The sequence below is a fragment of the Streptomyces sp. NPDC052036 genome (assembly GCF_040680495.1).
Taxonomy (GTDB): domain Bacteria; phylum Actinomycetota; class Actinomycetes; order Streptomycetales; family Streptomycetaceae; genus Streptomyces.
This window is the reverse complement of record NZ_JBFAWW010000032.1, coordinates 33,133-59,465: the sequence shown is the minus strand read 5'-3', so window position 1 is coordinate 59,465 and position 26,333 is coordinate 33,133. Positions and strand designations below refer to the sequence as shown.

Below are 26,333 nucleotides of genomic sequence, written 5' to 3'. Positions count from 1 at the left end.
GCCGGGGACACAGGGCGGATCTCCGTGTCGACGGACGGAACGAGCCCCTCCGCACGGACGTTCCGGACGTTCCGCAGGGCCGAGGGCAGGGGCCCCGGCCGGGATCCGGGGCGCGTCAGGCCCGACCGCTCAGGATCCGCAGCACCGGTTCCAGCGAGACCACCACGCACTCGGCTCCCGCCGCCCGCAGCGCCTTCTCCTGGGGGCCGCTGCCCGCGCAGCCGAGGAACGGCACCCCGGCCTGCCGGGCCGCCTGGAGGTCGGAAGGGGTGTCGCCGATCATCAGGGCGGCGGACAGGGGCGCGCCCATCGCGCTGAGGGCACGGTTGAGGCAGTGCGGGTCCGGCTTCAGCCGGTGCAGATCATGGGTGCGGCCATAGACATGAGGGGCGAAACAACCGGTCAGGTCGCGGTCGTCGAGATAGCTGACGGCGGTCCGCGGCGAGTTGTTCGTCGCGACGGCGAGCTTCGCGCCACGGGCGGCCCAGGTCCGGATCAGCGGATCCGCGTAGGCGGTGGGCCAGGCGGTGACCACCGCCTTGAGCTCCTGCTGGGTGAGCCGCTCCTCCAACTCGGTCACCAGATCGCTGCGCGGGCGCCGGCGGTTCACCGCGTGGAGGACGGCCATGGGGTCCGGGTGGACGCGTTCCTGCTCCGTCAGCAGGTCACGCAGCCCCTGCCCCTCCAGCCACTCGACGAGATCCTTCGCCACGCCCTCGGCCGAGTGTCCCGCGAACAGGCGGCAGATCGGACCGTCGAAATCGAAGAGGACGAAGCGCACAGGACCGATCAGATCCCGCAACTGCCCGTTTTCTTCCGCGTTTTGATCCGTCAGTGTCGTATCAAAGGTCACTAGGAGAGTGTCAGGTCCGTGGTGATCGTTTCCCAGAGGGCGTCGAACCACTTCTGCGACTGCTCCACGAACACGGCGTCGCGTGTGCCCGTCCTGCGCTCGAAGGAGAACAGGAGCGACGTGGCGCCCAGGGTGTCGTACATTTCCAGGGTCCGGCTCTCCACCTCCTCCTCCCGCTTGGTGAGCATGTAGTACGCGATCAGGGCCTCCGCCCCGTTGAGGAGATAGAGCTTCACCGGCGGGGTGAAAGGCAGCGCGCGGAAGGTCACCCGGACGTCGATGTTGTGCGACGCGCGCAGGGCCTGGAGGTTGTGGCGCAGGACGTGCCCCTGGGCGTTGCGCTGTTCGAGCCAGCGCCGGTGGACCGGGTCCTCGTCACCGGCGCTGCTGACGGAGATCGGGAACGCGAGGTTGATCTCCCGGGAGGGCAGGAGGATTCGCACATCGATCGACCGGGGGCGGATACGGCCTTCGTGGATCTGCCGCACCGGCTCGCCGAGGGCCAGCATCAGCGTCTCGGCGGTCAGACAGGCCGCGTCGATACGGACGTGCGGGGCCGCGAACGCCTCCGTGAGCCGCGGCGCCAGCCCCACCATCGTCGGCTGCGGCTCGTCCCTGACCGGCGGGGGTTCGGCGACCCGGGGCGGGCTGCCCTTGCTGACGTCGCTGAGCAGACCGTCCTCGTGAAGGGCGCGCAGGGCCTGCCGGATCCTGCCCCGCTCCACCCCGAACTGCTCGGCCAGTTCGGCCTGCGTGGGCAGCCGGTCACCGGCCCTCAGGTCGCCGCTGCGGATACGGGCCCGCAGCGCGTCGGCGATCTCCTGGGGCGAGGACCTTCTGCTGCCGTTCACTGCGACGTTCTCCTGGGTCACGACCAAACGTTACAACCCACACCCATCTACGGGGAGTTGTTTAATACCTGCTTGTCGGTCACGACCAACCGACGCTAATTGGCTGAAGAGTTGGCAACCACATTGACGGAGTTGGCGAAGCTGTGCCGCGCTCGTCCTGGCCCTGCTGTTCACCCGGCCGGTCCTGTGCGGCACCCGGGCCCCCGTGCAGGGCCCGGGCTCACCTCCGCAGGATCCACAGCACCGCCTCCAGCGAACGCACGATCACCTCGGCGCCCGCCTCGCGCAGGCGGGCCCCCTTCTCCTCGTTGCGCGCGTAGCCGAGGAACGGCACCCCGGCCCGCCGGGCCGCGTGCAGGTCGGACGGGGCGTCACCGATCATCACGGTGCTCCCGGAGGCCGCCCCCATCGCCCGCAGGGCCCGGTTCAGGGAGTACGGGTCCGGCTTCATCCGGTGGAGTTCGTGCGTACGGCCGTAGATGTGCGGGGCGAAGCAGCCGGCGAGTCCCCGGCCCGCCAGATACGCCGAGGCCGTGCGCGCCGAGTTGTCGGTGGTGACCGCGAGCCGTGTGCCGCGCGCGGTCCAGGTGCGGATGAGCGGATCGGCGTACGGGGTGGGCATGGCGCCGGGGACGGCCCTCAGCTCGTGCTGGGTGAGCACCTCCTCCAGCTCGGCCACGAGATCGCTGCCCGGGTGCCGCCGATGGACCGTGCGCAGCACCGCCTGGGGGTCGGGCTGCGCGCCCTCCTCCCCGTCCGGCAGCAGGCGCAGCCCCTGCTCGTGCAGCCACTGCGTCATCGCCCGTGCGACCTCCGCCGCCGGGTGGCGTGCGAACAGACGGCAGATCGGCCCGTCGAAGTCGAACAGCACGAAGCGTGCACCTTCGATCAGTTCACGCAGTCTCTCGGTCTCTTCTGTCACCGGCATGGTCCGCGTCGTATCAGACGTCACTAGGAAAGTGTCAGGTCCGTGCTGATGGTTTCCCAGAGGGCGTCGAACCACAGATGCGACTGCTCTACGAACGTGGTGTCCCGCAGGGACGCCCCCTGCGCGAAGCAGAACAGCAGCGACCGGGTGCCCTCGGCGTCGTACACGTCCAGGTGCTCATGGTCGATCTCCTCGCCGCGGCGCATCAGCGTGTAGTAGGCGAACAGCGCCTCCGACCCGTTGAGGAGGTAGAGCTTCACGGGCGGGGTGAAGGGCAGCGCGCGGAAGGAGACATGCACGTCGATGCCGTGCGAGCTGCGCAGCGCCAGCAGATTGTGCCGCAGGACATGGCCCTGCGCGTTGCGCTGTTCCAGCCAGCGCCGGTGCAGCCGGCCGTCGTCCGGGCCCTCCACCGTGGTGGGGAACGCCAGATCGATCCGGCCGCTGGGCAGCAGTACGCGCACATCGACCCTGGCCGGTTTTGTGCGTCCCGCGTGAATCGCGCGCAACGGCTCGCCCAGCGCCAGCGTCAGCGAGACAGCGGTCAGACACAGGGCGTCGACCACCACATGGGGTGCGGCGAACGCCGCGGATATCCGCGGTCCCAGTGCCACCGTCGTGGGCTGGGGCACGGCCCCGGGCCCGGCCGGCGCCTCGCCGGGGTGCCGCGCCACGGTCGCCGGGCTCCCTTTGGAGACATCGGTGAGCAGACGCTCCGAGTGCAGGATGTGCAGCGCCCGTCGTACAGCGCCCCGGTCCACGCCGAACTCGGCCGCCAGCTTGGCCTGGGTGGGCATGCGCTGCCCCGGCCGCAGCACTCCGGATCCGATCCGGCTGCGCAGTTCGTCGGCCACGTCGTGGTGCGACCTCTGTGGCCGTTGTGACCCTGTCCGCCCAAGGGCGGGAGCGTGTTCCGCCTCCACGGCCAAACGGTACAACTTCGCGCCATCTTTGGGCAGTTCACACGGGGGTGGTTATGAGACGACTCCAAGTGGAGATAAGTCAGTTGAAGTTGGTCGCCAACTTCGATGGAAGTTGAGCAAGCTTGAGCGTTATTGAACGACATGGTCACATTTTTGAAAGGTTGGTCACCGTGACCCCATGACGCCGCTCGCCCAGCCCGGCTGACCGGAGGTTCAGGCTCCGGCAGTCCGGCCGTCCGGGCTCCCTTCCGGAGGGGAGCCGGGAGCTCGGTCGGCCCGCACCACCCGCACCACCACAACCGAACAGCCGTAAGGCACCGACAACTGAACAGCTACAGCTACGGATGCACAGCACGGCAGCCACCACCCGCACGGAAGGAGCACCACCCGCGAGCGAGCCCCGAAGGGCTCAGAACATGTCCGGGCACCACGGCCGCCTGGACGTACGCAGCAGGGCGTCGGCCACGGAGGCGGCGCCCTTTTGCTGTTCCCGCAGCCGCCCGAGCGCCGCGAGCCGCACGGCGGACTCGTCCCCCAGCCACAGGGTCGCCAACTCCGCGGCGGGCAGGGTCAGCTGGGGCTCCTGGTCGGTCGGTGTGCACCGCGCGCCGTCCGGCCCGGCCTCCAGCCGGTAGCGGCCGCCGGCCAGACCCGCCTTGTCCACGACCTCCAGGACGAGCGTGCCGGCGGCGGCGTACGTCCGCGCCTCCAGCGCCCGCACGACGTCCAGGATCCGCACCCACAGCCAGTCCGCGTGCATGACGAGACGGGCGGCGCGGGGGTCGGGCAGGAGATGCGGCAGCAGGTCGTCCGGGGCGCGGTAGCCCGACCGTACCGTCGTGGCCCAGTCGATCGAGCAGAGGTAGTGCCACAGGGCTCGCTCGGCGGCGGGCTCCGTGGCGATCAGGCTCTTGACGGTCACCTCGCCGCCGGGCTTCTTGTCGTCGCCCCAGTGGTTCTCGCTCACATAGGTGACCAGACCCTCCACAGCGCCGGACGGCCCGCGGTACACCGCGTGGAACGGCTCGGTCCAGGGCCGGGCATCCATCCGGATCGCGCCCGTGGTGACCTGCCACCAGCGCTCGGAGCGGTTGACGGCACCGGCCTGGCCGGCGCGCAGACGCTCGTGCAGCGCGGGGCCCAGCTCCCGCACCGCGGCGCCGTCGACGAGGTCGATCCGGCCGCCGTCGTCCGGGACGGGCCGGTGGCGGTCGAGGCCGGTGCGGGAGATCTCGACGACCCACTGGGTGGTGTGGGCGGCCGGGCCGAAGCCGAAGCGGCCGTAGATCGGGTACTCGGCGGCGATGAGCGTGGCGACGACGTCACCGCGCTCCTTCGCGGCCGCGAGGTCGAGGGCCATCATGCGGCTCAGCAGGCCACGGCGACGGTGGGTGGCCGTGACGGAGACGTTGGTGATCGCGTCGGCCGGGACCGGGGTGCCGCCGACCGCGGTCAGCTCCTGGGGGAAGGAACGGAAGGTGGCCACGACGGGGGTCCCGCCGCCCGGGGAGCGGGCGGCGCCGCGGTCGAAGGCGCCGAGGGTGCGGGACGGGATGAGGTACGTGGCCAGGTCCGCGACGTCGTGGTCCGAGATCTCCGGCGGGCGGAGGAAGCCGGTCACGAGAGCCCGGTTCCACTCCTTGATCTCGGACTCGGTGATGGCGCGTACGTCGATGTCCTCGGGGCGGCTCATGCGGACACGCTAGGCGGGTGGCGGCATGGCTGTCGCCCGGATATGCGAGCCGGGGACATGCCGTCGGCGGCCGGTGCCGCGACCGGAAGGGTTCAGCGGCCCTCGACGGGCGACGGGTGCTGGAAAGCCGCGCGTATCGCGCCGACCTCCCGGCCTCCGCCCAGCAGGGGTGCCCGGCCGATCCGGGTCACCACCGGGGCCTCGACGCCCATCAGGGTCAGGGCCCGGGCGAGGATCGGGCCCAGCGTCCGGGTGCCGCCGTCGTCCACCTTGAAGGCGAGGGCCCGGCCGTCGGGCAGGGCGACCGCCTGGACCGCCTCCGCGCCCATCTTCGACAGGGCGCCGGGTATCTCGCGCATCAACCAGGTGTCGGGCCTGCGGGTGCCGGCCACGTACTCCGGGTGCGCCCGCATCGCGTCCGCCACCCGGCGTTCCGCCGTGCCCGGCACCGCGAGGACGAAGGAGCGGAAGGCGCGGGCCAGGCCGACGAGGCTGATCGCCATGAGCGGGGCACCGCAGCCGTCCGTACCGACCGCCGCCACCGGCTCACCGGCCGCCTCCTCCACCACCGAGTGGATCAGCTGCTGCAACGGGTGCGCGGGGTCGAGGTAGGAGTCCAGCGGCCAGCCCCGCAGCGCGCACGCCGCCAGCATCGCCGTGTGCTTGCCGGAGCAGTTCATGGTGATGGGGTCCCGCACGGCCCCCGACGCCAGGTACGCCTCCGCCTCCGTCGGGTCCAGCGGCAGGTCGGGCGGGCACTGGAGCCGCTCGGCGCTCAGGTCGTGCTCCGACAGCATCTGCCGTACGAGTTCCCGGTGGAACGCCTCGCCCGAGTGGCTCGCGGCGGCGATCGCCAGCCGCTCCCCGGTCAGCTCCAGGCCCGCGCGCAGCACCCCGGCCGCCTGCATCGGCTTGTTGGACGACCGGGGGAAGACCGGTGCCCTCACGTCCCCGAGCGCGAACTCCACGGAACCGTCCGCGGCCAGCAGCGCCAGGCTTCCGCGGTGCCGCCCCTCGACGAACCCGGAGCGCACCACCTCGGCGAGCACCGGGGGCACGGGGGACGCGACGGACGGGGTGGGCTGGGCGGAGGTGGCAGGCTGGGCGGATGTCGACATGGGCGGTGGCCTTCGGGACGGGACCCGCCCGGCGGCGCCCGGCCGGAGGTTCTCCGGCCCGGCGAGCGCCTCCGTGCACACTCGGGGCCCCGGGTTCGCCAGGGCCCTCGCGTCACATGAGCAGGTCGTCTACTTGTGCTTCTCCTTCACGGTACCTGCGCGCGATTTCCGCACTGCAATCGTCCGCCGTGCGCTGGAGGTGCTGCCGTCGCCGGGACACCTGCCGCTCGTACCCCACGAGCCGGATCATCCCCGCGCCCAACTCCTCGTCCGTGCGCGCCTGGAGGTCCGACAGCTCGACCTCGCCGAGCATCCGGGACGCCAGCCGCCGGTACTCCTCTCCGTGCGGTGTGCCGAGCGTCACATGGCGGGCGGAGGAGCGCTGGCGGGCGGGCGCGTCCCGGAGGATCTCCGCGAGCCGCTCCATGACGCCCTCGGGGGCGGCCCGGCCGCCGCGCCGGGCCAGCTCCGCCCGCAGGATGTCGATACGACCCTGGAGCAGCCGTCGTACATAACTGAGGTCGGCCTCGTCCCGCTGGGCGTCCCGGCGCACCGCGCGCAGCTCGCTCAGCCGTAGTGCGGACAGATCGTGCCCGGGCGGATCGGTGGCCAGGGGGCTGTCCGTGCGCTGCACGGGCGGCCGGTGCTGTCCCAGAACTCCCGACAGGGCGGGCGCCACAATCCCGGGCGGCTGCCCGGTACTCGATGTGCTCATGTACCTCTACCGTCCCCTCGACCGGCGCGGCACCCCCCACGGATGGGCCGCGACACACGCATCGTGCCACTCCATGCCACCGTCGCGTGACCGAGTGCCACCGATCTGCCCCGGATGGAGGTGTTAAGGGGCAATAAGAATGCCCTCATAAGAAATCACCGGTCCGGTTTTCACCGACCGGTCCCGGACCGCTCTCCCCGGTCCCGGAACGCTCTCCCGGGTGCCCGCACGGGGCGTTCGGGCCGCACGGCATCATGGACCGCATGCGTGCGGTGGTGCAGAGAGTGGACGGCGCGAGCGTCGTCGTGGACGACGAGACGGTCGGCGAGATCGACGGCGAGGGGCTGTGCGTCCTCGTCGGGGTCACCCACGAGGACACCAAGGAGAAGGCGGCCCAGCTCGCCCGCAAGCTGTGGTCGATCCGCATGCTGCACGACGAGAGGTCCTGCTCCGACATCGCTGCGCCGCTGCTGGTGATCAGCCAGTTCACGCTCTACGGCGACGCCCGCAAGGGCCGCCGCCCCACCTGGAACGCGGCCGCCCCGGGCGATGTCGCCGAGCCTCTCGTCGAGGAGGTGGTCGCCCAGCTGCGTGCGCTGGGCGCGACGGTGGCGACGGGCCGGTTCGGTGCGCAGATGCGTGTGTCGCTGACGAACGACGGCCCGTTCACCGTGCTCCTGGAGATCTGAGCCCTACGGGCCCCCGGAAGCTCTGAGCCCTACGGCTCCACGACGACTTCCTGCGCCGCCGCCGTCGAGTCCGCCATCAGGCGGGCGTCCACCGGGATGCTCCGCTTGACCAGGGCGAGGGCGACGGGGCCCAGTTCGTGGTGGCGTACCGACGTTGTCACGAACCCGATCTTGCGGCCGTCCGGGCCGTCGTCCGCGAGCCGCAGCTCGGTGCCGTGCGGCGGCAGATGCACCTCGCTGCCGTCCAGGTGCAGAAAGACCAGGCGGCGCGGCGGCTTGCCCAGGTTCTGGACGCGCGCGACCGTCTCCTGACCGCGGTAGCAGCCCTTCTGGAGATGCACGGCCGAACCGATCCAGCCCAGCTCGTGCGGGATGGTGCGGTGGTCGGTCTCGAAGCCGAGGCGGGGCCGGTGCTGCTCGACCCGCAGCGCCTCGTACGCCAGCAGGCCGGCCGCGGGGCCGCTCTTCTCGGCGTAGGACTCCAGGTCCCCGCGCGGCAGGAAGAGGTCGCGGCCGTACGGCGTCTCCCGGGCCAGGACGCCCTCGGGGACCTCGGCGATGGAGCCGGCGGGCACGTGCACGACGGCGAAGTCGTCCGTGCGGTCGGCGACTTCGACGCGGTAGAAGAACTTCATCGACTCCAGGTACGCGATCAGCGCGTCCTGGGTGCCGGGCTCCACATGGGCCCAGACCGTCTCGCCGTCGTCGACCAGGTACAGCGCGTGCTCGATATGGCCGTGCGCGGAGAGCACGAGCGCCTCGGTGGCCTGGTGCGGGGGCAGTTCGCTGACGTGCTGGGTGAGCAGCAGATGCAGCCAGCTCAGCCGGTCCTCGCCGCTGACGGTGAGGACACCGCGGTGCGAGAGATCCACGAATCCGGAGCCGTCGGCAAGGGAGCGCTGCTCACGGAACAGGTCGCCGTAGTGGGCGGCGACGCCTTCGTCCACGCCTTCGGCGGGGACCGCACCGGGCAGGGACAACAGGGGACTCTTCATGGATCCAAGCCTACGACGCGGTATTTGAACTCTTCACTGAACAGTCCTCGCACCGGCCGAAGATCGCGAAATGCTTCATGTCCGTGTCGAAACCGAACGTCTCGCGCAGCTTCACGATGAACTCGGCGGCGATGTCGAGATCGGCTTCGATCACGTTCGTACAGTCGCGGCAGACCAGGTGGATGTGGTGGTGCCGGTCCGCGAGGTGGTACGTCGGCGCGCCGTGCCCCAGATGGGCGTGGCTGACGAGCCCCAGCTCCTCCAGCAGCTCCAGGGTGCGGTACACGGTGGAAATGTTGACCCCCGACGCCGTCTTCCTCACTTCCACGAGGATGTCGTCGGGGGTCGCATGCTCCAGGGTGTCCACGGCTTCGAGCACGAGTTGCCGCTGCGGGGTCAGCCGGTAGCCGCGCTGCCGCAGATCGCTCTTCCAGTCGGTGCTCACCACAGCACCCAGTGTAGGACCGGGGCCCGCGTCGCGGGTCGCGAGCGAGGGGAACCAGCCGCCAGGGCGTGGCGGGCACCATGCGGCCGGAACGTGATCGCTCAGGAGGCACGACGGACGGCCGCATCGTGCACACGTGGGGCCTGTTCGTTGCGATCCGGCGTCGCCCCTCGCGCGCCGCGCGGCTGCGCCACCTGGACGAGGTGATCAGCGGGGGCGTGGAGGACCCGGCGGACGCCATCGCCGAGATCGGAAGGATCCACGCCGAGGCAAAGGCGGAGGCCGGTCTGCGAGCGACCTGCACCACTGTCCGGAACGGGTGAACCCGACCTACTTGAAGAAGGCGATGCCGTCGTCCGGGAGGTCGTCCGGGAGGGCCTTCGCCCAGCGTTCGACGTCCTCCGGGGTGACGACCTTCTTCAGGTGGGCCGACATGTAGGGGCGCAGCGGGACCTCGGGGGTCTGCTTCTCGCCGACCCACATCAGGTCGCTGTTGACGTACCCGTACAGCCGCTTGCCGCCGGTGTAGGGACCCGAGGCCGCCGTCCGGGCGACGGCGTCCGTGGCGATGTCGACCTGCGGCTTCTTCTCGGCCAGCTCGCCGTACCAGACCTCGACGACCCCGTCGTCGCGGACCATCGTGACCTCGACCTTGCGGTCCTGGTCGATCCGCCAGTAGCCGGACTCGGACTCCAGCGGCCGGACCTTGTTCCCCTCGCCGTCCAGCACCCAGCTGTGGGAGTGGTACTCCAGGAAGTCCCGGCCGTCATGGGTGAAGGAGACCTCCTGCCCGAAGTTGCACTTCTCGGAGCCGGGGAAGTCGTGCACGCCCGCGCCCGCCCAGTTGCCGAGCAGGAAGACGAGCGGGACAAGGTCCTTGTGAAGGTCGGACGGGATCTCGATCATGAGCAGCTTTTCGGTCGTGTCCGGCGGGGGTGTGGGGGTCAGCGCTGGCCCTGGTACAGCTTCTTCACAGCCAGCCCGGCGAAGGCGAGCACGCCGACGCAGACCAGGACCAGCAGGGTTTCGAAGAAGATCTCCACAGGGTGCTCCTCGGCTGAGCGGGGTGAGGTACGTACGTACAGGACCGGCCCCCAGCTTACGCGGCCGGGGCCCGGTCCTCCCTTCGAGGTACGTCCTCACGGGGGTCGGCTGCGGTCAGCCGAGCAGTTGGCTCTGCAGGATCACCGTCTGCTGGAAGGGGACGGCTGGTGCCATGCCCTTACGGGACTGGAGGACCAACGCCACGATGTCACCGGCCTGGAGGTACGCGTGCCGGACCTGTTCGTCGCCGTACGGCTTGTCCTCGGCGTAGACGACGCGCTCGACGTCCTTGACCTCGGCCGCGTAGGGGAAGTCCGCGTCCAGGTGCGACACGTCGGCGCCACGTACCTCGTGCTCGGGCGAGTTCCCCCCGCCGAACGCCTCGCTCGCCCGGTGCGCGACCTCCGCCGTGCCGAATTGCAGCAGGTAGACGCGGGTCCGTGTGCCGTCCTGGGTGGTCCAGCCGCGGGCCGCGATGTGCCGCAGGCCGAGATCGGTGAGGCTCTGCCCGAGCTCAGTCCGGTCCTCCTGCATGGCGAACTCCGCCAGGAAGTCCTTTGTCGCCAGCCAGCCCTCCTCGCCGTTCAGCGCCTTGTCCTCGGTCGCGCCCTTGGGAGCCGGCAGGACGAGGGCGCGCAGGTCGGCGTAGTGGGCGCCGGCCGGGTTGTCCTCGGCGAACGGCCCGGGGCTGCCAGAAGGCAGCGGCGGCTTGCTGAGCATCGGGTAATCCCACCGCCCGTCCGACTCGGTCGCCAGCGCCGGGAGGTCGGTCCGTTCCATGCGCGTGACGCCGTACGCCGTCCCCGCGCCGGCCGCCGCGAAGACGAGCACGGCGGCGGTCCACCGCAGAACGGCCCGCAGCACCCGCCGCTCCCTCGGCGGCTCGGGGCCGTCGGCGGAAGAGGGCCCCACCGGCGCGGCGTCCTCCGGCATCCCGGCCTGCCCCTCCAGTTGTCGCGCCTGCTCCGTCATACGGCCGCCCCCGGCTCTTCGATGCGATCGAGCTGCTTGGTCAGCAGGGCGGCGACCTCCTTGGTGTTCAGGTCACGCGGACCCGACGCGGTGACGCTGACCAGGACATTCCCCTCGTATGCCGAGCAGGCCATCGTCTCGACGCCCTTGTCGCCGTCCTCGCCCTTGGTGTCCTCGTCCTTGGGCGGCAGGAAGCACTTGGCGTTCTTGTGGCCCTTGATCTCCGGACCCTTGCGGAAGATGTCCAGGGCCGCGAGGAACTCGTTCTGGAACGTCGAGAGGTCACGGACGGCGGCCTTGTTCTCCATCTGCGTCAGAACGATGCTCACCGTGACGACCCCGTGCGCCTGGTAGATGTTGCCGACCGCCTGGACGCCGGCCGGCTGGACGTAGCTGCGCATGGCCATGCCCTGGACGCGCTGCTTGTCGATCTCCTTGTCCAGCCGCTCGCGCTGAGTGCGGGGCAGGTCGTGATACGCCTCCTTGCGCAAGGCGGTGGCCTGCTCCCCGCTGAGCCGGGCGTCAGAGCCGAACTCGTCGAGGTCCGGGCCGCGCTGCCAGAGGAGCTCGTACGGCACGAGCATCCCGGCCAGGCCTGCCTGCGCGGCCGGCTTCGCCTGCGCCGCCTTGTCCTTCGGGAACGTCCAGAGGGGAGCGCCGGGATCCCGGTCGGCGTCCCGGACGGTCACGACGGTGTACCCGACTCCGGCGACGACCGCGCCGACGACGAGTACCGCCCCGGCAGCGGCGGCGACACGGCCACGGCGAACCCGCCGTACGGGGTCCTTCGGTGTCGGCTCTTCTTCTGCCTGGCTCTGATCTGCCTGGCTCTCGCTCACAGACGCTCCAACTGTCGCTGGGCGAGATCCATGATCTGCGCCTTGGGAACCGGCTTGGCCGAGTCGATGAAGACTTCTACGGCGATGTCACCGCGCCAGGCGAGGGCCTCGACGCTGTGACCCGTGTCCGGCTTGGAGAGGACGTAAGCCATGCCCGCCCCGGTGCCGGGGATCGGCCAGCTCTTGGTGCCGTGCTCGCCCTGTATCCAGTCCTCCTGGGATTTGGTTGTGTTGGCAGCGCCCGTGGTCTCCTGCTGGCGGTACTGGAGCAGCCGGATCTCCACGATGGATCCGTCGCCGGTCTCCCAGCCGGTGACGGCGCCCCGGCGGAACTCCTCGTCGACCAGGTTCCCGAAGGCGGCGCCGGGCTTGGTGAAAGCATCGGCGTACGCCGTCAGCCCCAACCAGCCGTCGTCGCCCTTCAGCACGTCCACGTCCTTGGCGCCACGCGGCTTCGTCAGCAGAAACTTGCGCAGGTCTCCGTCGGTCCTCACCTGGCGATCCTGCGCGGCCGGCAGCGGCTCGGGAGCGGGCCCCTTGGCCTGCGGGAGCGTGGGCTGTGACAAGGAGGGCAGCCGGGTGGGTTCCCTGTCGGCCTCGATCAGGTAGCCGGTACAGGTGCCGGCGACGACGCCGAGCACGGCGGCCGTGGCGATGAGAAGCGCGGTACGGCCACGACGGCGGGCGCGAGGCGCGGGCTCAGGCAGCTCCGCTGCCACTTCGGGCACCTCTTCGGGTACTTCCAAGACATCCCCCACAAAAGGCGAAGCGCGCATTCCGCATGCGCGCTTCACAGGAGACTCTCGGTCAACACCCGTGGTTGTACGGGAGTTTGATCACGACTTGATGTCGTCTCCCTTGACCGCCTCGACGAACACGGCCCAGGCGGCGGCCTCGAAGACGAGGGCGGCGCGGGCGGGGTCCTTGCTGTCGCGGACGGGGACGACGGAGGGGAGGTTCTGGGCGACCTCTACGCAGTTGCCGCCGTCCGGATTGCTGTAGCTGCTCTTGCGCCATGTCGCGGTGCTCAGGTCGATGGCTCGCACGGCACTTCCTCCAACATCCGCAGGATGAACTTCCGCGACTCGGCCGGGTTCAGAGCCAGGTCACGCATCGCATCGTACGCACGTTGCAGCAGTTCAACTGAGCTGTTTTCTTCCACGAGTTCACCACGGTAGGCATTCTCCGTGTACGCCACCGTCTTGCCATCCAGTAGCCGCAGGAACATCACGTCAGTGCTGACCAAGCCATGCAACCCGGTCTCCAGCGGCAGGACCTGGATCGTGATGTTCGGGCGCCCTGTCGCTTCCAGCAGGTACTCCAGTTGCTCCCGCCATTCCTCCGCGTCGCGCTGCGGGGTGCGCAGCACCGTCTCGGTGAGGAGAGCGCGGAACGGGGGTGCCTCGTCCCCCTCCAGCAGCTTCCGTCGTCCTGTGCGGGCTTCGACCTGCTGGTCCAGCTCTTTACCCTTGGCGCCACCCAGCGCGAGGACCTCACGCGCGTACCCCTCCGTCTGAAGCAGACCCGGAATGATGCTCACCGAGAACTGCCAGAGGCTCACCGCCTCGGCCTCCAGCATCATGTACCGCCGGTACTGCTCCTTGAACTGCGTCGGGTCCCCCACCGCCAGTTCCCACAGCGCCAGCAGCAGCCCGGGGGTCCCGTAATGCTGGTCCAGTGCCTGGACCACCTCGGGGCTGCCCAGCGTCTGGCCGCTCTCCATCTTTCCGAACAGGGACCAGTCCCAGCCCAGCACCTCGCCGAGCTTCCGCAGGCTGTCGCCCCGCTCGGTGCGCAGTAACCGGAGTTCCTCCGCGAACCGCTTCCTCGGTTCCTGGCTGCGTCCCGTGATCACCCTTCGCGGCGGCATCGCGCTCCTTTGCGGAAGACGGCCGTGGAAGGTGTGGAAGGAGCGCCGGGGGGCGGCGAAAGAGGTCTCGACCACGGCATTCCGGCCCTGCTCAGCGGCCATGCTCATACGGTACGGAACACGCAGCGTAGTTCAACTGTCACGCGGCGCGCAGGCGTTGTCGGGAAAGGAACGGCACCCATGACGGCGGAGTCCCCCGAGCGCGGAGCGCTTCTCTACGACCCGGCGACGGGCAAGGTCGGCGCGTACCAGGACCGGTCGGGGCCGTACGCGATGCTGCGCCCGGTCGGCGGGGGCCGGGAATGGCAGGCCGACCCCGCCGCGCTCCGCCCGGCGACGGCCCGGGAACGGCTCAGCGCGGGGGTGACGGCGGCGAACGAACGCACCCGGTCGGCCGGCGACACGAGCCGCCCGCCGCTCCCGGTCCGCGGCTGTGCGACGTGCACGAGGCTGGAGGGGCTGCGGGAGGCGGCGCGGGCGGAGTGCGACGCCAGCGCGGAGACGGACGCCAACGTTCTGCTGCGCCGCCACCACAACCAGGAGCACCGCGCATGACCCCGCCGGACTAGGCTGCGGGCATGGCGAAGAAGCTCGTGATCAAGGTGACGGCCGGGGCGGACGCCCCGGAGCGCTGCTCGCAGGCGTTCACCGTGGCGGCCGTGGCGGTGGCCAGCGGCGTGGACGTCTCGCTCTGGCTGACCGGGGAGTCGTCCTGGTTCGCGCTGCCGGGCCGGGCCGCCGAGTTCGAGCTGCCGCACGCGGCGCCACTGCCGGACCTGATCGAATCGGTCCTGGCGGCCGGGCGGATCACCCTGTGCACGCAGTGCGCGGCCCGCCGTGAGATCACGGAGAAGGACGTCATCGAGGGCGTACGGATCGCGGGCGCGCAGATGTTCGTCCAGGAGGCGCTGGCGGACGACACACAGGCGCTCGTGTACTGACACGCGGGCACATCAGGGCCTAGGGGGTGTGTGACGATTCGCGTCGGATCAGCGCGCGGCGCCTGGTGCGGTGCATCGCAAGGCGGAGGATCGCCCGCGTACTGGACGTACTCGGGTGATCCGACAACGCGGCGAGGTGCCGTGCCAGGCGCCGCGCGCCCGGCGGGAATTGTCAGACACCCCCTAGTGCCGCTTCTTCCCGTCCAGTTCGTCCCACCACTCGTCGGACTTCGCGTCCCCGGACGGGTCGTCCCACCAGCGGTCGTCGGGGCCGCGCCGGTTCGCCACCACCGCGGCCACCGGCGGGATCACCATGGCGACCAGGCACATCCCCACCGCCGCGGGGACGGACCAGAGCCGCACGACGCCCCACGCCAGGACGAACAACCCGATGCAGGTCCCCATCATGGCGAAGTACAGATGACGCCGGCGTGCGTACATACCTCCAGGCTATGCCCGGAACCCGGCATGCCGAAGGGCCGCACCCCGCCCAGCAGCGTCCAACCCCTGGGGGATGCGGCCCTTCAGCCGTCACTCACGGCCCCTCGGACCGTCGTGGAGTGTGCCGTCAGACGGCGATCGCGACCTCCGCGAGGCCGCCCTGCTGGGCGACGACCGTACGGTCCGCGGTGCCGCCCGGCACCAGGGCGCGCACGGTCCAGGTGCCCTCGGCAGCGTAGAAGCGGAACTGTCCGGTCGCCGAGGTCGGGACCTCGGCGGTGAACTCGCCGGTCGCGTCCAGCAGGCGCACATAGCCGACGACGGGCTCGCCGTCGCGGGTCACCTGGCCCTGGATCGTGGTCTCACCGGGCTTGATCGTCGAGGCGTCGGGGCCGCCGGCCTTCGCTCCACACATGGTTCTTCCTTCGGGTAGGTCCGGGGTCCGGGTTACTTGGCGGCGCCGAGCTCGATCGGGACACCGACGAGGGAGCCGTACTCGGTCCAGGAGCCGTCGTAGTTCTTGACGTTCTGGACGCCGAGCAGCTCGTGCAGGACGAACCAGGTCAGCGCGGAGCGCTCACCGATGCGGCAGTAGGCGATGGTGTCCTTGGCCAGGTCGACCTTCTCCTCCGCGTAGAGCTCCTTGAGCTCCTCGTCGGACTTGAACGTGCCGTCGTCGTTGGCGTTCTTCGACCACGGGATGTTGCGGGCGCTCGGGACGTGGCCCGGACGCTGCGACTGCTCCTGCGGCAGGTGCGCCGGGGCGAGCAGCTTGCCGGAGAACTCGTCGGGCGAGCGGACGTCGACCAGGTTCTGCGCACCGATCGCGGCGACCACGTCGTCACGGAAGGCGCGGATGGAGGTGTCCTGCGGCTTGGCCTGGTACTGGGTGGCCGGGCGCTCGGGCACGTCGGTGCCGTCGACCAGCTCGCGGGCGTCCAGCTCCCACTTCTTGCGGCCGCCGTCGAGCAGCTTCACGCTCTCGTGGCCGTACAGCTTGAAGTACCAGTAGGCGTACGAGGCGAACCAGTTGTTGTTGCCGCCGTAGAGGATCACCGTCTGGTCGTTGGCGATGCCCTTCTCCGACAGGAGCTTCTCGAAGCCGGCCTGGTCGATGAAGTCGCGGCGGACCGGGTCCTGAAGGTCCTTCGTCCAGTCGATCCGGATGGCGTTCTTGATGTGGTTCTTGTCGTACGCGGACGTGTCCTCGTCCACCTCGACGATCGCGAGGGTCGGGTCGTCCAGGCGGTCCTGCAGCCAGTCGGCGTCGACCAGGACGTCGCTGCGGCTCATGCGCTTTCTCCTCCGGGGCAGTTGCGGCGGGTGATACGGGTGCGGTGGGCGCGGGTACGCGATCGGGCTGTGGCGTACACGGCGCACAGGGGCCCCGGGGTCAGGCGCGGGGCCGGCGATACGCGAGGGGTACGGGAAGGAGTTCCCGCTCAGAAAGGGCGACAGAGCATGGCGGCGACGCGGCACAGGTCTACTGCCCGCCGCTTCGTGAGATCCGCCTGTCGCTGCATGAGGTCGATCGTAGGGACGTATCGCCGGGCATGTCACCGGCGTGTCGCATACTGAGATGCGATCGTCCGAGATGTGGGAAGGGATCGAGATCGGCCCGCCGCCGGGCGACCGGCGGACGCGCCGGGCCGTCGGCCCATCTGCGGAGCGGACGGGTACGTCTCGCCCTTCGGACAGTCGCCCTTCGGGGCGGGCCGTCGGGGCGGCCCGTCGGGCGTCCTACCCCGCCAGCCTGACGTCCGAACCCTTCGCCGTGATCTCCACGCCGTCCTTCGCCGCCCGCACCGTGTCGAGGCGGATACCGCCGGGCAGTTGGGCGATGCCCTGCTGGAAGTCGGTGATGGCCCGGATCCGGTTCTCGACGAGCGAGACCCCGTCGATTTGGGGCAGCCCGTCGGCGTGCACCTGGACGTTGTTGCCCCGGACCGTGACCGAGCTGAGCACGGAGACGGGCTGCGTCGTCTTGATGCCGGGGGCCGTGAAGGTGAGCGTCACCTTGATCTTGCCGTTGCCGCCGTCCGACAACCCGATCACCCGGGCCGTCACGCCGAGGCCCACGTCGGTGGGCTCCGACTTGGCGGTCCTGAGCAGCTCGGCGTAGGAGATCAGCGCGGTGCCCGTGGCGTCGGAGGCGGTGGCGGAGCTGTAGTTCCCGGAGAACCGGACGCCCTTCATCTCCGCGTGAAGGTCGTCGATACGGACCTTCTGCCCGTCGTTGCCGGTGGGCGCCTCGTAGTCCTTGATGCCGACCTCGACGTCGTCCAGCTCGCCGCCGGCGACCTGGGTGAGGAAGGGGAATCCGTTGATCGACACGTCCGGGGTGGCGGCCAGGTTCTCGGTGGTCCGCAGCTTGTCGGCCACCTTCCCCTCGGCGAAGTGGACCGCGACCCGGTCCACGATCGCGAAGAGTCCGCCCAGGATCACGACGACGATCAACAGTATTCGCAGTGCGCGCATGCTCGGTGTTCCCCCACCTCGGCGGTCGTGCATGACAGATCACCGACGGCCGGGTGGCCGCCGAGCGCGACTGTAACCCCGTGCGCTGTGGCGGCCGTCGGATTGTCGATCACTTGTGACATGCACGGGGGCATGCACGTGTGACATGCACAGGGGCATGACTAACCGAAGGCACGCCCCAGCAGGTAGACGGCCGGCGCCGCCGTCGTCAGCGGCAGGGCCACGCCCGCCGTGAAGTGGACGAAGCGGGACGGGTAGTCGTAGGACGCGGCCCGGTGGCCGATCAGGGCGCAGACGCCCGCGCCGAGACCGAGGAAGGCACCGGAGGTGCCGAGGCCCGTCGCCCCGCCCATCGCGATGCCGGCCCCCGCCGCCGCCAGCAGGGCCACCACCACGGAGGCCGCGGTCGGCAGCGGCAGCGCACGCGCCAGGACCGTCACGGCGACCGCGACGGCGCCCACCGTGACGGCGTCCGGCGTGGCCGCGAGATGCCCGGCCGCCACGATCGACAGCGCGGCCGAGGCGACCGTAGCCATCAGGCCGTACATCCGTGTGTCCGGATCGGCGTGCGACCGCAGCTGGAGCGCGAGGGAGAGCAGCACCCAGACCCCGAGGGTGCCCAGGATCGCGGCGGGCGCGTGTTCCCGGCCGGCCACGAGCAGCACGACGTCCGCGGTGACCGCGCCGAGGAACGCCAGTGCGATGCCCTGCCGGGCGGGCCACATGCCGTTCAGCCGGAACCATCCGGCGGCCGTCACGGCCTGGAGCACCACCAGCGGCACGACGAGGGCGTACGTCCCGAGGGCCGCGGCACCGGCGAGCAGAACGGCGAGGCCCGCGGTGAGCGCGGCGGGCTGGAGTCCGGGCTCGATGATCGGCGAACGGCCCTCCAGCCGGGCCCGCTGGTTGGCGGGGAGGGAGGAGAGGTCGACGGGGGCGGACGGCGCGGCCGTCGCCGTGCCGGCGTGCGCGCCGTCGGCCCGGGTCGGATGGGCCAGGCCTCCGGTGGGGGGTGCCGCGTAGCTGTGGGGCTCGTACGCCGAGCCCTCCGGCGGCAACGGCTGCCCGTACGCCTGTCCCTGCCACTGCTGTTGCGGCGGATACGGCTGTTGCTGTTGCTGTTGCTGTTGCTGTTGCTGTTGCGGATACGGCTGCTGCTGTGGGTACGGCTGCTGCTGCGGATACGCGGCCGCGTTCGGGTCGTACCACCCCTGCTGCGGTGTCTGCTGGGGATAACCCTGCTGCTGGGGACCCGGCTGCTGCGCCTGAGGCGGATAGCCCTGCTGTCCGTAGGCGTCGTAGCCCTGGTCGTACCCCTCGTGGGGCGGGTTGCTCATCGCTCATCCTCCTGCGAACGGCGGGAGCACCTCGACCGTGCCGCCCTCGGCCAGCCGTACCGTCTCATGCGCGCGTGTCCCGACGGGGTCACCGTCGACGAGGTAGGAGCATCGCCGCAGGACACGCACGAGTTCCCCGGGGTGTCGCAGACGGGCCGCGTCGAGCGCCTCCGCGAGCGTCGTCGCGTCGTACGGCTCCTCGGCGGTCCCGGCCGCGGCCTTGGCGGCGGCCCAGTAACGCACCGTGCCCTTTGCCATCTGCTTCCTCAGCTCGTCGTTGTGAACGCCCTCAGGCTAGCCCGCGCGCGAGACCGCCCACGCCCCGATCCTCGCCATCAACGCGTCGTCGGCGGCGTGCTCGGCATGGCCCATCCCGGGCTCCAGCCACAGTTCGGCGTGGCCGGGCGCGGCGTCCGCCAGCATCCGCGGGTGGTCGACGGGAAAATAGCCGTCCCGGTCGCCGTGCACGATCAGCAGCGGGGTCGGCGCGATCAGCGGGACGGACTGCACCGGAGAGACGGGCACGGGGTCCCAGTCGCGGTGGTGGATACGGGTGCGCAGGCCGTAGCGGCCCACCAGGCGGCCCTCCGGCCGGGTCACCAGCCAGTGCAGCCGCCGCATGGGGGCCGTACCCCGGTAGTACCAGCGGGCCGGGGCGCTGACGGCCGCCACCGCGTCCGTGTCCGCGTCCCCCTGGTGCAGTGCCGCGTGCCGCAGCACCACCGATCCGCCCATCGAGAAGCCGACGGTGGCCACCCGGGAGTGCCCCAGCTCGCGCGCCCAGCGCACCGCGGCCGCCAGGTCGTGCACCTCGCGGTCGCCGACCGTGGAGCGTCCCCCCGACGCGCCGTGCCCGCGGAAGGAGAAGGTGACCACGGCGCCGTGCCGGGCGAGGACATCGGCGACGCGGCGGACATGGGGCCGCTCCAGATCGCCGGTGAAGCCGTGCGCGACGACGATCGCAAGATCCCGCAGAGGGCCGGTCGGTGCACGCCCGGTGTCGGGTACGCCGGATCCCGGCTCGTATGCGGCGTCGATCGCGACTCCGTCGACCGTGCGCAGAAAAGTCCGCAAAGGCCCACGACGCGCCGTCTCAGAGTGCGGACGAACCGTGGATCGTGCCATGTGACCTGCCCGACCAGTGCTCATGTGGGCTATTCTGCTGGGCAGAGGACTCGGGCAGCGTAGCCCCCGGGTCCTTTTGTGCTTTCGGACGCGTTGTATACGAAGCGGGAAACCGCAGGTGTACGGGCCGGCGAACGCATAGCGGGTCCCAGGTGGCGGGGATTCGCCACCGTACGAAGCAGTGCCGCAAACGTCCTCGAAGGGACCGAGGAGGAACCAGACGTTATGGGCGAGCGAACCGTGCACGAACCGACGACGATTGAGGCGGGAGGCGCACGATGAGTTCTCTGCTTCTTCTGACCAACGCACTCCAGCCGTCCACGGAGGTGCTTCCCGCTCTCGGCCTGCTCCTGCACAACGTGCGAGTGGCTCCGGCGGAAGGCCCCGCTCTCGTCGACACCCCGGGCGCCGACGTGATCCTCGTCGACGGACGGCGGGACCTGCCGCAGGTGCGCAGCCTGTGCCAGCTGCTGCGCTCCACCGGGCCCGGCTGCCCCCTCGTACTCGTCGTCACCGAGGGCGGTCTCGCGGCCGTCACCGCCGACTGGGGCATCGACGACGTGCTGCTGGACACCGCGGGACCGGCCGAGGTCGAGGCGCGACTGCGGCTGGCCATGGGCCGCCAGCAGATCGTCAACGACGACTCCCCGATGGAGATCCGCAACGGTGACCTGTCCGTGGACGAGGCGACCTACAGCGCCAAGCTCAAGGGCCGCGTCCTCGATCTCACCTTCAAGGAGTTCGAGCTCCTGAAGTACCTGGCGCAGCACCCGGGCCGTGTCTTCACCCGGGCCCAGCTGCTCCAGGAGGTCTGGGGCTACGACTACTTCGGCGGTACGCGCACGGTCGACGTCCATGTACGACGGCTGCGCGCCAAACTCGGCCCCGAGCACGAGTCGCTGATCGGCACCGTCCGGAACGTCGGCTATCGGTTCGTCACCCCGGAGAAGCCGGACCGCTCGGCCGAGGAACCGAAGGCGAAGGCCCCGGCGGACCGGCCAAAGGCGGAGGATGCGGGCGTGACGGCAACCGTGTCCGCGGCCGAGGTCACGGCTGAGGCATAGAACCACGTAAGCCCTGCCCAGGGGCGGTCCATCCGCGTAGACTCCGCGCGTGGCCAAGGTGACTCGGGATGATGTGGCGCGGCTGGCGGGGACTTCCACGGCGGTCGTCAGCTATGTCATCAACAACGGACCCCGGCCGGTTGCCCCGGCCACACGCGAGCGTGTCCTCGCGGCGATCAAGGAACTGGGGTACCGGCCGGACCGGGTCGCCCAGGCCATGGCGTCGCGGCGCACGGACCTGATAGGCATGATCGTCCCGGACGCGCGCCAGCCCTTCTTCGGCGAGATGACGCACGCGGTCGAGCAGGCCGCCGCCGAGCGCGGAAAGATGGTGCTCGTCGGCAACACCGACTACGTTGCCGAGCGCGAGGTCCACTATCTGCGTGCCTTCCTCGGTATGCGCGTCTCCGGGCTGATCCTGGTCAGCCACGCGCTCAACGACCACGCCGCCGCCGAGATCGACGCCTGGGACGCCCGGGTGGTGCTGCTGCACGAGCGGCCCGAGGCGATCGACGACGTGGCGGTCGTGACCGACGACCTCGGCGGCGCCCAGCTCGCCGTCCGCCATCTGCTGGAGCACGGCTACCCGTATGTCGCCTGTATGGGCGGCACCGCGGAGACCCCGGCGGTCGGCGACCCGGTCTCCGACCACGTCGAGGGCTGGCGGCGGGCCATGCAGGAGGCCGGGCTGCCGACGGAGGGCCGGCTTTTCGAGGCGCCGTACAACCGTTACGACGCGTACCAGGTGGGCCTTGAGCTGCTGGCCGGGCCGAACCGTCCGCCGGCCATCTTCTGCTCCACCGACGACCAGGCGATCGGCGTGCTGCGCGCGGCGCGCGAGCTGCGTATCGATGTGCCGGGCGAACTGGCCGTGGCCGGGTTCGACGACGTCAAGGAGGCGGCACTGACGGATCCGCCGCTGACGACGGTGGCCTCGGACCGGTCGGCGATGGCCCGGGCGGCCGTGGACCTGGTCCTCGACGACGGCCTCCGCGTGGCCGGCTCCCGCCGCGAGCGCGTCAAGCAGTTCCCCTCACGCCTGGTGGTACGCGGCTCCTGCGGCTGCGAGGGCTGAGCCGGTAGCCCGGGTTCCCCGGCGCCCGGACCACTCCCGGCCGGGTCGCGTCCTGTCCCACGCCAGGTCCCCGCCGGGCCGCGTCCTGTCCCATGCTGCTCCGACACGACGACGGCCCGCCGGTTGACCGACGGGCCGTCGCCAGGGCTGTGTGCCGAGCGTCCGTGTTCCGAGGGTGCTCGGAACCGCGTGGTGCTCAGATCAGCCTGGTGCTCAGATCAGCCTGGTGCTCAGAACAGCAGGTTGTACTGGTTGAAGCCGGTGCCCAGGCTGATCCGGGAGCCGAACAGGTCCGCGGACGCCTTGTTGGTGCCGGGGTAGAGCCACAGCTTGCCGCTGGAGTCGCGGGTGATGACGTCGGCGATGCCGTCGCCCGTCACATCGCCGTTGGCCACGTTCGAGGTGAAGTTCCACCCCGTACGCGCCTTGATCCGGGCCGACCACGGGGTGTGCTCCTGCTGGGTGCCCCGGTACAACCACAGCGTGCCGTCGGTGGAGCGGACCAGCAGGTCGGCCTTCCCGTCGCCGGACAGGTCGCCCCGGCCGAAGATCTGCACGCCCTTCCACGCCCGGTCGACGACCTTGACCCGGCCGTAGAACTGGCCGTTGCCCTTGCCCGGGTACAGGTACACCGAGCCGTCCGAGTCCACCGCGACCAGGTCCGGGCGGCCGTCACCGGTCATGTCGCCCGGGACGGCGTAGGACTTGTAGCCGCCCCACACCGAGCTGATCTGCATCCAGGTGAACTCCTGGGCGGCGTGGTCGTAGTAGCTGCGGTACAGCTTGCCGTCGCTCTTCTCGCGGACGATCAGGTCCTGGAAGTAGTCGCGGTCCAGGTCGGCCTGGAGAGCCCAGCTGGCGGTCTGCCAGCCGCTGCTGCCGAAGGCGCGCTGGGTGAGCGAGGTGCCCTTGCTGTCCTGCTCGAACAGGCCCCCGGAGGGGGTGCGCTCCAGCAGGTCGGCGCGGCCGTCGTAGTTCAGGTCCGTGTCGTCGATACGGGGCTGGGCGGCCCAGGTGTACGAGGAGACCTTGGTGAAGACCGGGTAGGCGCCCTTGGCCGTGCAGCCCGCGACGCCCCACGACACCACACCGACGATCTTGCCGCCGACCACGAGCGGGCCGCCGGAGTCGCCGTTGCAGGTGCTCTTGGTGCCCTCGTCGGTGCCGGTGGCCGGGGTGCCGGCGCAGATCATCGAGCCCTCGGCGAAGTAGTCCGCGCCGATGACCGACTTCATCGCACTGTTGCAGGTCGTGTCGGCGACCATCGGCAGGCTCACCTTGCGCAGCGTGGCCGACAGGTCGGCACCGTCGGCACCTGAGGTCAGGCCCCAGCCGTAGACGGTGGCGTTGGCGGTGGTGCTGGGCTTGTAGAGCGCGCTGTCGTTCGACGCGGCCAGGCGCATCCACTGCTGCTCCAGCGGCGCGCCGAGGGTGAGGACGGCGATGTCGTTCTGGAGCGTGTCGTGGTTGAAGTGGGGGTGGCTCCACTGACGCAGGACGGACACCGCGGTCCCGCCGTCGAGGTCCCCCGAACCGGCCCGCACGACACCGTTGTCGACCCAGTTCAGGCCCGCGACGCAGTGCGCGGCGGTGAGGACCTTGTTCGGGGCGACCAGGGTGCCGCCGCAGAAGTAGCCCTCGTCGGTGGCGGGGTCGTAGTAGCCGAGCTGGACCATCCACGGCGCGGAGGCGATCGTCGTCGTCGTGCCGCCGATGATGAACGAGGACGGCTTGCCCGTGGCGGCGGGCGCCTTGACGGCCGCCGTCTGCGCCTGCTCCTTGTTCACGGCCGCCTGCTTCTTGGCGGCGTTGATCAGGCGCTCGTGCAGTTCCTGGGACGATGCGGCCGGCTTCGGCGCATCGGTCCGCTGTTGGGTGACTCCGGGCGTCGGGAGTCCGTCGGCGGCGGCCGCCGACTGGGCCGCCAGGGCGCCGACACCGCTCAGGGTCAGCGCAAGGGCGGCCACGGGAAGCGCCACGGCAGGGCGTCTCCAGCGGTCGCGCAGGGCACGTATCACTCAGGGCTCCTGGGATATGTCGTAGGCAAGGGCCCGAGGAGGGCGTACGACGCACCGGCCCGACGCAGCGCGCGCAAAAGCCGCGCAGAGCAGTCGGGCGAAACCGCGGAGCCCCCCTCCGGTGGGCGTGATCGTAGCCTCGGGCGCCCTTCCGTCACACGGGCTTCACAGCCCTCAGACAAATGTTCGTCTGCCGCTCCCCTGCCACTCATCTCACAGAAACCTCAGATTTCCCCGATCTCCATGGCACCAGGGGCCCCGGGACTGTCACGGCCTTCCTGCGCCCCGTTCCCGAGGGCGTCCGCGGGGCGCCTTTATATCGGGCATACGAGGTTCTGTCGGGCTTCTCAGCGGTGACTCAGCTGGCTCTCATGATCCCGGGACACTCTCTATTCCATGACCGAGAGCTTCCGCCGCAGCAGCGAGTACGACCCCCAGGGTGACGGACACCAGTCCGCGTACCCCCGGCAGCAGCACGTCGCTCCCTCCGTGAACCCCGAGTGGCCGCCCCCGCCGGCGTACGAGCCGGCCCGGCCGGCCTTCGCCCCGGGATACGGCGGAGGCGACGGCGACGGTGGCGACGCCACCGCGCACCTCGGCACCGTCCCCGCAGCACCCGAGCCGAAGAAGCGGACCAAGGGGCCGCTCGCGATCCTCGCCGCCGTGGCGATCGTCGCCGCGGCCATAGGCGGCGGCACGGCCTACGGCATCCAGGAACTGACCGGCAAGACCACCACCCCCTCCAGCTCGACCAGCACCAATGTCGTGCCGTCGAGCAAGAGGGGCACGGTCGCCGGGGTCGCCGCCGCGGTCAGCCCGAGCATCGTGGAGATCAGCGCCACCTCGGGCCAGGGCCAGTCGACCGGCTCCGGCGTGATCATCACCGGCAACGGCGAGATCGTCACCAACAACCACGTCATCTCCGGCGCGTCCTCGATCAAGGTCGCCACGAGCAGCGGCAAGTCCTACACCGCCCAGGTCGTCGGCACCGACAGCAAGAAGGACCTCGCGCTCATCCAGCTGGAGGGCGCCTCCGGGCTCAAGGCCGCCACGCTCGGCAACTCCGACGGCATCCAGGTCGGCGATCAGGTCGTGGCGATCGGCTCCCCCGAGGGCCTGACCGGGACCGTCACCAGCGGCATCGTCTCGTCCCTCAACCGCGACGTCACCGTCTCGACCGACGAGAGCCAGGGCCAGGGCCAGGGCAACAGCAACGGCCAGTGGCCGTTCGAGTTCGGCGGCCGCCAGTTCAACGGCGACACCGGGTCCTACACCACCACGTACAAGGCGATCCAGACGGACGCGTCCCTCAACCCGGGCAACTCCGGCGGCGCCCTCATCGACATGAACGGCAACATCATCGGCATCAACTCGGCGATGTACTCCGCCAGTTCGGACTCGACCTCGTCGAGCACCGGCAGCGTGGGTCTCGGCTTCGCCATCCCGATCAACACCGTCAAGTCCGACCTGGCGACTCTCCGCTCCGGTTCTCAGAACTGAACGGACGCCCGGTAGGGCCGGTTGGTAAGGAGCACGACATGATCAAGCAGGTTCTGCACCCCACGACCGCCCCCGTCGCCCCCGCCCGGGTCTGCCTGGCCCTGGCCGTGGCACACGAGCTCCACACCCCTGCGGCCCCCGCGCCGGAGGCGTACGAACTCCGCATCGTCGTGGCCCCCGCGGCCCCCGCCTCGAAGGCGTACGAGCTGCGCGCACCGGTCGGCCGGGCCCCCGAGGTGGCGGTCCCCCAGCTGATGGGCCTGCGGCGCACCAACGTCGGGCGCCCCCGCCGCAAGGTGCCGCTGAACCGTCTCACCACGGCGATGTGCTGACCGCACGCCACACGGCCCCGGCACGCACACCGCACAGCCCCCGCAGATCCGCAGCCGCCACGCACCTTCGCCCCGCCCGCCCCTCCG

32 protein-coding genes are annotated in these 26,333 nt (G+C 70.6%); 8 read left to right on the top strand and 24 right to left on the bottom strand.

Going from position 1 to position 26,333, the window contains the following annotated elements; all coding sequences use genetic code 11:
* Nucleotides 1-115 precede the first annotated feature (115 nt).
* The 7 genes from AB0L95_RS32010 to AB0L95_RS31980 form a co-directional block, all read right to left on the bottom strand.
* On the bottom strand, nt 116-853 hold the full coding sequence (locus tag AB0L95_RS32010) for an HAD-IA family hydrolase (protein ID WP_365167671.1): 738 nt from the start codon (nt 851-853) through the stop codon (nt 116-118).
* The gene (locus AB0L95_RS32005; protein WP_365167669.1) at nt 853-1,731 is read right to left on the bottom strand and encodes a GntR family transcriptional regulator; all 879 of its coding nucleotides are present in this window, start codon (nt 1,729-1,731) and stop codon (nt 853-855) included. The genes AB0L95_RS32010 and AB0L95_RS32005 overlap by 1 nt, the downstream gene beginning before the upstream one ends.
* Before the next feature lie 193 nt (nt 1,732-1,924).
* Entirely contained in the window at nt 1,925-2,632 is a 708-nt protein-coding gene (locus tag AB0L95_RS32000; protein ID WP_365167667.1) for an HAD family hydrolase, read from the bottom strand.
* Between the two features lie 23 nt (nt 2,633-2,655).
* Nucleotides 2,656-3,561, bottom strand: a complete 906-nt coding sequence (locus tag AB0L95_RS31995; protein WP_365167737.1) for a winged helix-turn-helix domain-containing protein — start codon at nt 3,559-3,561, stop codon at nt 2,656-2,658.
* Nucleotides 3,562-3,964: 403 nt separating this feature from the next.
* Entirely contained in the window at nt 3,965-5,248 is a 1,284-nt protein-coding gene (locus AB0L95_RS31990) for a GNAT family N-acetyltransferase (RefSeq protein ID WP_365167665.1), read from the bottom strand.
* A gap of 92 nt (nt 5,249-5,340) precedes the next feature.
* Nucleotides 5,341-6,366 carry an asparaginase gene (locus AB0L95_RS31985; protein ID WP_365167662.1) on the bottom strand — a complete coding sequence of 342 codons (1,026 nt, stop codon included), beginning with the start codon at nt 6,364-6,366 and terminating at the stop codon, nt 5,341-5,343.
* Between the two features lie 112 nt (nt 6,367-6,478).
* Nucleotides 6,479-7,081, bottom strand: coding sequence for an AmfC protein (locus tag AB0L95_RS31980; protein WP_365167660.1), 603 nt, complete (start codon nt 7,079-7,081; stop codon nt 6,479-6,481).
* 263 nt (nt 7,082-7,344) lie between these two features.
* Between AB0L95_RS31980 and dtd the strand changes: the two genes are divergently transcribed.
* Nucleotides 7,345-7,770 carry a D-aminoacyl-tRNA deacylase gene (dtd, locus tag AB0L95_RS31975; RefSeq protein ID WP_365167658.1) on the top strand — a complete coding sequence of 142 codons (426 nt, stop codon included), beginning with the start codon at nt 7,345-7,347 and terminating at the stop codon, nt 7,768-7,770.
* Between the two features lie 29 nt (nt 7,771-7,799).
* Here dtd and AB0L95_RS31970 read toward each other — a convergent pair whose 3' ends face one another.
* On the bottom strand, nt 7,800-8,765 hold the full coding sequence (locus tag AB0L95_RS31970; protein WP_365167655.1) for a folate-binding protein: 966 nt from the start codon (nt 8,763-8,765) through the stop codon (nt 7,800-7,802).
* Nucleotides 8,766-8,775: 10 nt separating this feature from the next.
* Nucleotides 8,776-9,213: a Fur family transcriptional regulator gene (locus AB0L95_RS31965; protein WP_365167652.1), complete on the bottom strand. Its 438-nt coding sequence runs from the start codon at nt 9,211-9,213 to the stop codon at nt 8,776-8,778.
* 125 nt (nt 9,214-9,338) lie between these two features.
* Here AB0L95_RS31965 and AB0L95_RS31960 point away from each other — a divergent pair, with 125 nt between their 5' ends.
* Nucleotides 9,339-9,533, top strand: a complete 195-nt coding sequence (locus tag AB0L95_RS31960) for a hypothetical protein (protein WP_365167649.1) — start codon at nt 9,339-9,341, stop codon at nt 9,531-9,533.
* Between the two features lie 7 nt (nt 9,534-9,540).
* Here the strand turns inward: AB0L95_RS31960 and AB0L95_RS31955 are convergent, their stop codons facing one another.
* The 6 genes from AB0L95_RS31955 to AB0L95_RS31930 all read right to left on the bottom strand — a co-directional run bounded on the left by AB0L95_RS31955 (nt 9,541) and on the right by AB0L95_RS31930 (nt 13,935).
* Nucleotides 9,541-10,116 (bottom strand): FABP family protein, encoded by a 576-nt coding sequence (locus AB0L95_RS31955; protein ID WP_365167647.1) that lies wholly within the window; start codon nt 10,114-10,116, stop codon nt 9,541-9,543.
* A gap of 252 nt (nt 10,117-10,368) precedes the next feature.
* Nucleotides 10,369-11,226: a hypothetical protein gene (locus AB0L95_RS31950; protein WP_365167644.1), complete on the bottom strand. Its 858-nt coding sequence runs from the start codon at nt 11,224-11,226 to the stop codon at nt 10,369-10,371.
* Nucleotides 11,223-12,065, bottom strand: a complete 843-nt coding sequence (locus tag AB0L95_RS31945) for a hypothetical protein (protein ID WP_365167642.1) — start codon at nt 12,063-12,065, stop codon at nt 11,223-11,225. Before AB0L95_RS31945 ends, AB0L95_RS31950 begins: the two co-directional genes overlap by 4 nt.
* Entirely contained in the window at nt 12,062-12,784 is a 723-nt protein-coding gene (locus AB0L95_RS31940) for a hypothetical protein (protein ID WP_365167640.1), read from the bottom strand. The genes AB0L95_RS31945 and AB0L95_RS31940 overlap by 4 nt, the downstream gene beginning before the upstream one ends.
* Before the next feature lie 117 nt (nt 12,785-12,901).
* Nucleotides 12,902-13,111, bottom strand: coding sequence for a DUF397 domain-containing protein (locus AB0L95_RS31935; RefSeq protein ID WP_365167638.1), 210 nt, complete (start codon nt 13,109-13,111; stop codon nt 12,902-12,904).
* Entirely contained in the window at nt 13,093-13,935 is an 843-nt protein-coding gene (locus tag AB0L95_RS31930) for a helix-turn-helix transcriptional regulator (RefSeq protein ID WP_365167734.1), read from the bottom strand. The genes AB0L95_RS31935 and AB0L95_RS31930 overlap by 19 nt, the downstream gene beginning before the upstream one ends.
* A 180-nt stretch (nt 13,936-14,115) precedes the next feature.
* Between AB0L95_RS31930 and AB0L95_RS31925 the strand changes: the two genes are divergently transcribed.
* Together AB0L95_RS31925 and AB0L95_RS31920 are read left to right on the top strand one after the other, a co-directional pair.
* A complete protein-coding gene (locus AB0L95_RS31925) occupies nt 14,116-14,490 on the top strand; it encodes a hypothetical protein (RefSeq protein ID WP_365167635.1) in 375 nt (124 codons plus the stop codon).
* Nucleotides 14,491-14,513: 23 nt separating this feature from the next.
* Nucleotides 14,514-14,876 carry a DsrE family protein gene (locus AB0L95_RS31920; RefSeq protein ID WP_355921187.1) on the top strand — a complete coding sequence of 121 codons (363 nt, stop codon included), beginning with the start codon at nt 14,514-14,516 and terminating at the stop codon, nt 14,874-14,876.
* Between the two features lie 183 nt (nt 14,877-15,059).
* Here the strand turns inward: AB0L95_RS31920 and AB0L95_RS31915 are convergent, their stop codons facing one another.
* The 8 genes from AB0L95_RS31915 to AB0L95_RS31880 all read right to left on the bottom strand — a co-directional run bounded on the left by AB0L95_RS31915 (nt 15,060) and on the right by AB0L95_RS31880 (nt 20,281).
* Entirely contained in the window at nt 15,060-15,317 is a 258-nt protein-coding gene (locus tag AB0L95_RS31915) for a DUF3099 domain-containing protein (protein ID WP_365167632.1), read from the bottom strand.
* 127 nt (nt 15,318-15,444) lie between these two features.
* Nucleotides 15,445-15,732 (bottom strand): DUF1416 domain-containing protein, encoded by a 288-nt coding sequence (locus AB0L95_RS31910; protein ID WP_365167630.1) that lies wholly within the window; start codon nt 15,730-15,732, stop codon nt 15,445-15,447.
* A gap of 32 nt (nt 15,733-15,764) precedes the next feature.
* Complete coding sequence (locus AB0L95_RS31905) at nt 15,765-16,610, bottom strand: sulfurtransferase (RefSeq protein ID WP_365167628.1); 846 nt, start codon at nt 16,608-16,610, stop codon at nt 15,765-15,767.
* Between the two features lie 149 nt (nt 16,611-16,759).
* A complete protein-coding gene (locus tag AB0L95_RS31900) occupies nt 16,760-16,840 on the bottom strand; it encodes an Ms5788A family Cys-rich leader peptide (protein ID WP_351335063.1) in 81 nt (26 codons plus the stop codon).
* 217 nt (nt 16,841-17,057) lie between these two features.
* A complete protein-coding gene (locus AB0L95_RS31895) occupies nt 17,058-17,795 on the bottom strand; it encodes a DUF2993 domain-containing protein (protein ID WP_365167625.1) in 738 nt (245 codons plus the stop codon).
* Nucleotides 17,796-17,956: 161 nt separating this feature from the next.
* A complete protein-coding gene (locus AB0L95_RS31890; RefSeq protein ID WP_365167622.1) occupies nt 17,957-19,132 on the bottom strand; it encodes a hypothetical protein in 1,176 nt (391 codons plus the stop codon).
* 3 nt (nt 19,133-19,135) lie between these two features.
* The gene (locus tag AB0L95_RS31885; RefSeq protein WP_365167619.1) at nt 19,136-19,390 is read right to left on the bottom strand and encodes a MoaD/ThiS family protein; all 255 of its coding nucleotides are present in this window, start codon (nt 19,388-19,390) and stop codon (nt 19,136-19,138) included.
* Nucleotides 19,391-19,426: 36 nt separating this feature from the next.
* Nucleotides 19,427-20,281, bottom strand: coding sequence for an alpha/beta fold hydrolase (locus AB0L95_RS31880; RefSeq protein ID WP_365167616.1), 855 nt, complete (start codon nt 20,279-20,281; stop codon nt 19,427-19,429).
* 254 nt (nt 20,282-20,535) lie between these two features.
* Here AB0L95_RS31880 and AB0L95_RS31875 point away from each other — a divergent pair, with 254 nt between their 5' ends.
* Nucleotides 20,536-21,321 carry a response regulator transcription factor gene (locus tag AB0L95_RS31875; RefSeq protein ID WP_365167613.1) on the top strand — a complete coding sequence of 262 codons (786 nt, stop codon included), beginning with the start codon at nt 20,536-20,538 and terminating at the stop codon, nt 21,319-21,321.
* A gap of 49 nt (nt 21,322-21,370) precedes the next feature.
* The gene (locus AB0L95_RS31870) at nt 21,371-22,396 is read left to right on the top strand and encodes a LacI family DNA-binding transcriptional regulator (RefSeq protein ID WP_311694384.1); all 1,026 of its coding nucleotides are present in this window, start codon (nt 21,371-21,373) and stop codon (nt 22,394-22,396) included.
* A 230-nt stretch (nt 22,397-22,626) separates the two neighbouring features.
* Here the strand turns inward: AB0L95_RS31870 and AB0L95_RS31865 are convergent, their stop codons facing one another.
* The gene (locus tag AB0L95_RS31865) at nt 22,627-24,375 is read right to left on the bottom strand and encodes a trypsin-like serine protease (protein WP_365167610.1); all 1,749 of its coding nucleotides are present in this window, start codon (nt 24,373-24,375) and stop codon (nt 22,627-22,629) included.
* Nucleotides 24,376-24,810: 435 nt separating this feature from the next.
* Between AB0L95_RS31865 and AB0L95_RS31860 the strand changes: the two genes are divergently transcribed.
* Both AB0L95_RS31860 and AB0L95_RS31855 read left to right on the top strand, forming a co-directional pair.
* Complete coding sequence (locus AB0L95_RS31860) at nt 24,811-25,914, top strand: trypsin-like peptidase domain-containing protein (protein ID WP_365167608.1); 1,104 nt, start codon at nt 24,811-24,813, stop codon at nt 25,912-25,914.
* Between the two features lie 38 nt (nt 25,915-25,952).
* Nucleotides 25,953-26,246 (top strand): hypothetical protein, encoded by a 294-nt coding sequence (locus tag AB0L95_RS31855; RefSeq protein WP_365167606.1) that lies wholly within the window; start codon nt 25,953-25,955, stop codon nt 26,244-26,246.
* Nucleotides 26,247-26,333: the final 87 nt, after the last annotated feature.

Coding starts and splice junctions, on each gene's coding strand:
- AB0L95_RS32000 (WP_365167667.1), bottom strand. CDS start 2,632: ATGCCGGTGACAGAAGAGACCGAGAGACTGCGTGAACTGATCGAAGGT.
- AB0L95_RS31990 (WP_365167665.1), bottom strand. CDS start 5,248: ATGAGCCGCCCCGAGGACATCGACGTACGCGCCATCACCGAGTCCGAG.
- AB0L95_RS31985 (WP_365167662.1), bottom strand. CDS start 6,366: ATGTCGACATCCGCCCAGCCTGCCACCTCCGCCCAGCCCACCCCGTCC.
- AB0L95_RS31980 (WP_365167660.1), bottom strand. CDS start 7,081: ATGAGCACATCGAGTACCGGGCAGCCGCCCGGGATTGTGGCGCCCGCC.
- dtd (WP_365167658.1), top strand. CDS start 7,345: ATGCGTGCGGTGGTGCAGAGAGTGGACGGCGCGAGCGTCGTCGTGGAC.
- AB0L95_RS31970 (WP_365167655.1), bottom strand. CDS start 8,765: ATGAAGAGTCCCCTGTTGTCCCTGCCCGGTGCGGTCCCCGCCGAAGGC.
- AB0L95_RS31955 (WP_365167647.1), bottom strand. CDS start 10,116: ATGATCGAGATCCCGTCCGACCTTCACAAGGACCTTGTCCCGCTCGTC.
- AB0L95_RS31950 (WP_365167644.1), bottom strand. CDS start 11,226: ATGACGGAGCAGGCGCGACAACTGGAGGGGCAGGCCGGGATGCCGGAG.
- AB0L95_RS31930 (WP_365167734.1), bottom strand. CDS start 13,935: ATGCCGCCGCGAAGGGTGATCACGGGACGCAGCCAGGAACCGAGGAAG.
- AB0L95_RS31925 (WP_365167635.1), top strand. CDS start 14,116: ATGACGGCGGAGTCCCCCGAGCGCGGAGCGCTTCTCTACGACCCGGCG.
- AB0L95_RS31920 (WP_355921187.1), top strand. CDS start 14,514: ATGGCGAAGAAGCTCGTGATCAAGGTGACGGCCGGGGCGGACGCCCCG.
- AB0L95_RS31915 (WP_365167632.1), bottom strand. CDS start 15,317: ATGTACGCACGCCGGCGTCATCTGTACTTCGCCATGATGGGGACCTGC.
- AB0L95_RS31910 (WP_365167630.1), bottom strand. CDS start 15,732: ATGTGTGGAGCGAAGGCCGGCGGCCCCGACGCCTCGACGATCAAGCCC.
- AB0L95_RS31905 (WP_365167628.1), bottom strand. CDS start 16,610: ATGAGCCGCAGCGACGTCCTGGTCGACGCCGACTGGCTGCAGGACCGC.
- AB0L95_RS31900 (WP_351335063.1), bottom strand. CDS start 16,840: ATGCAGCGACAGGCGGATCTCACGAAGCGGCGGGCAGTAGACCTGTGC.
- AB0L95_RS31895 (WP_365167625.1), bottom strand. CDS start 17,795: ATGCGCGCACTGCGAATACTGTTGATCGTCGTCGTGATCCTGGGCGGA.
- AB0L95_RS31890 (WP_365167622.1), bottom strand. CDS start 19,132: ATGAGCAACCCGCCCCACGAGGGGTACGACCAGGGCTACGACGCCTAC.
- AB0L95_RS31885 (WP_365167619.1), bottom strand. CDS start 19,390: ATGGCAAAGGGCACGGTGCGTTACTGGGCCGCCGCCAAGGCCGCGGCC.
- AB0L95_RS31880 (WP_365167616.1), bottom strand. CDS start 20,281: ATGAGCACTGGTCGGGCAGGTCACATGGCACGATCCACGGTTCGTCCG.
- AB0L95_RS31875 (WP_365167613.1), top strand. CDS start 20,536: ATGAGTTCTCTGCTTCTTCTGACCAACGCACTCCAGCCGTCCACGGAG.
- AB0L95_RS31860 (WP_365167608.1), top strand. CDS start 24,811: ATGACCGAGAGCTTCCGCCGCAGCAGCGAGTACGACCCCCAGGGTGAC.
- AB0L95_RS31855 (WP_365167606.1), top strand. CDS start 25,953: ATGATCAAGCAGGTTCTGCACCCCACGACCGCCCCCGTCGCCCCCGCC.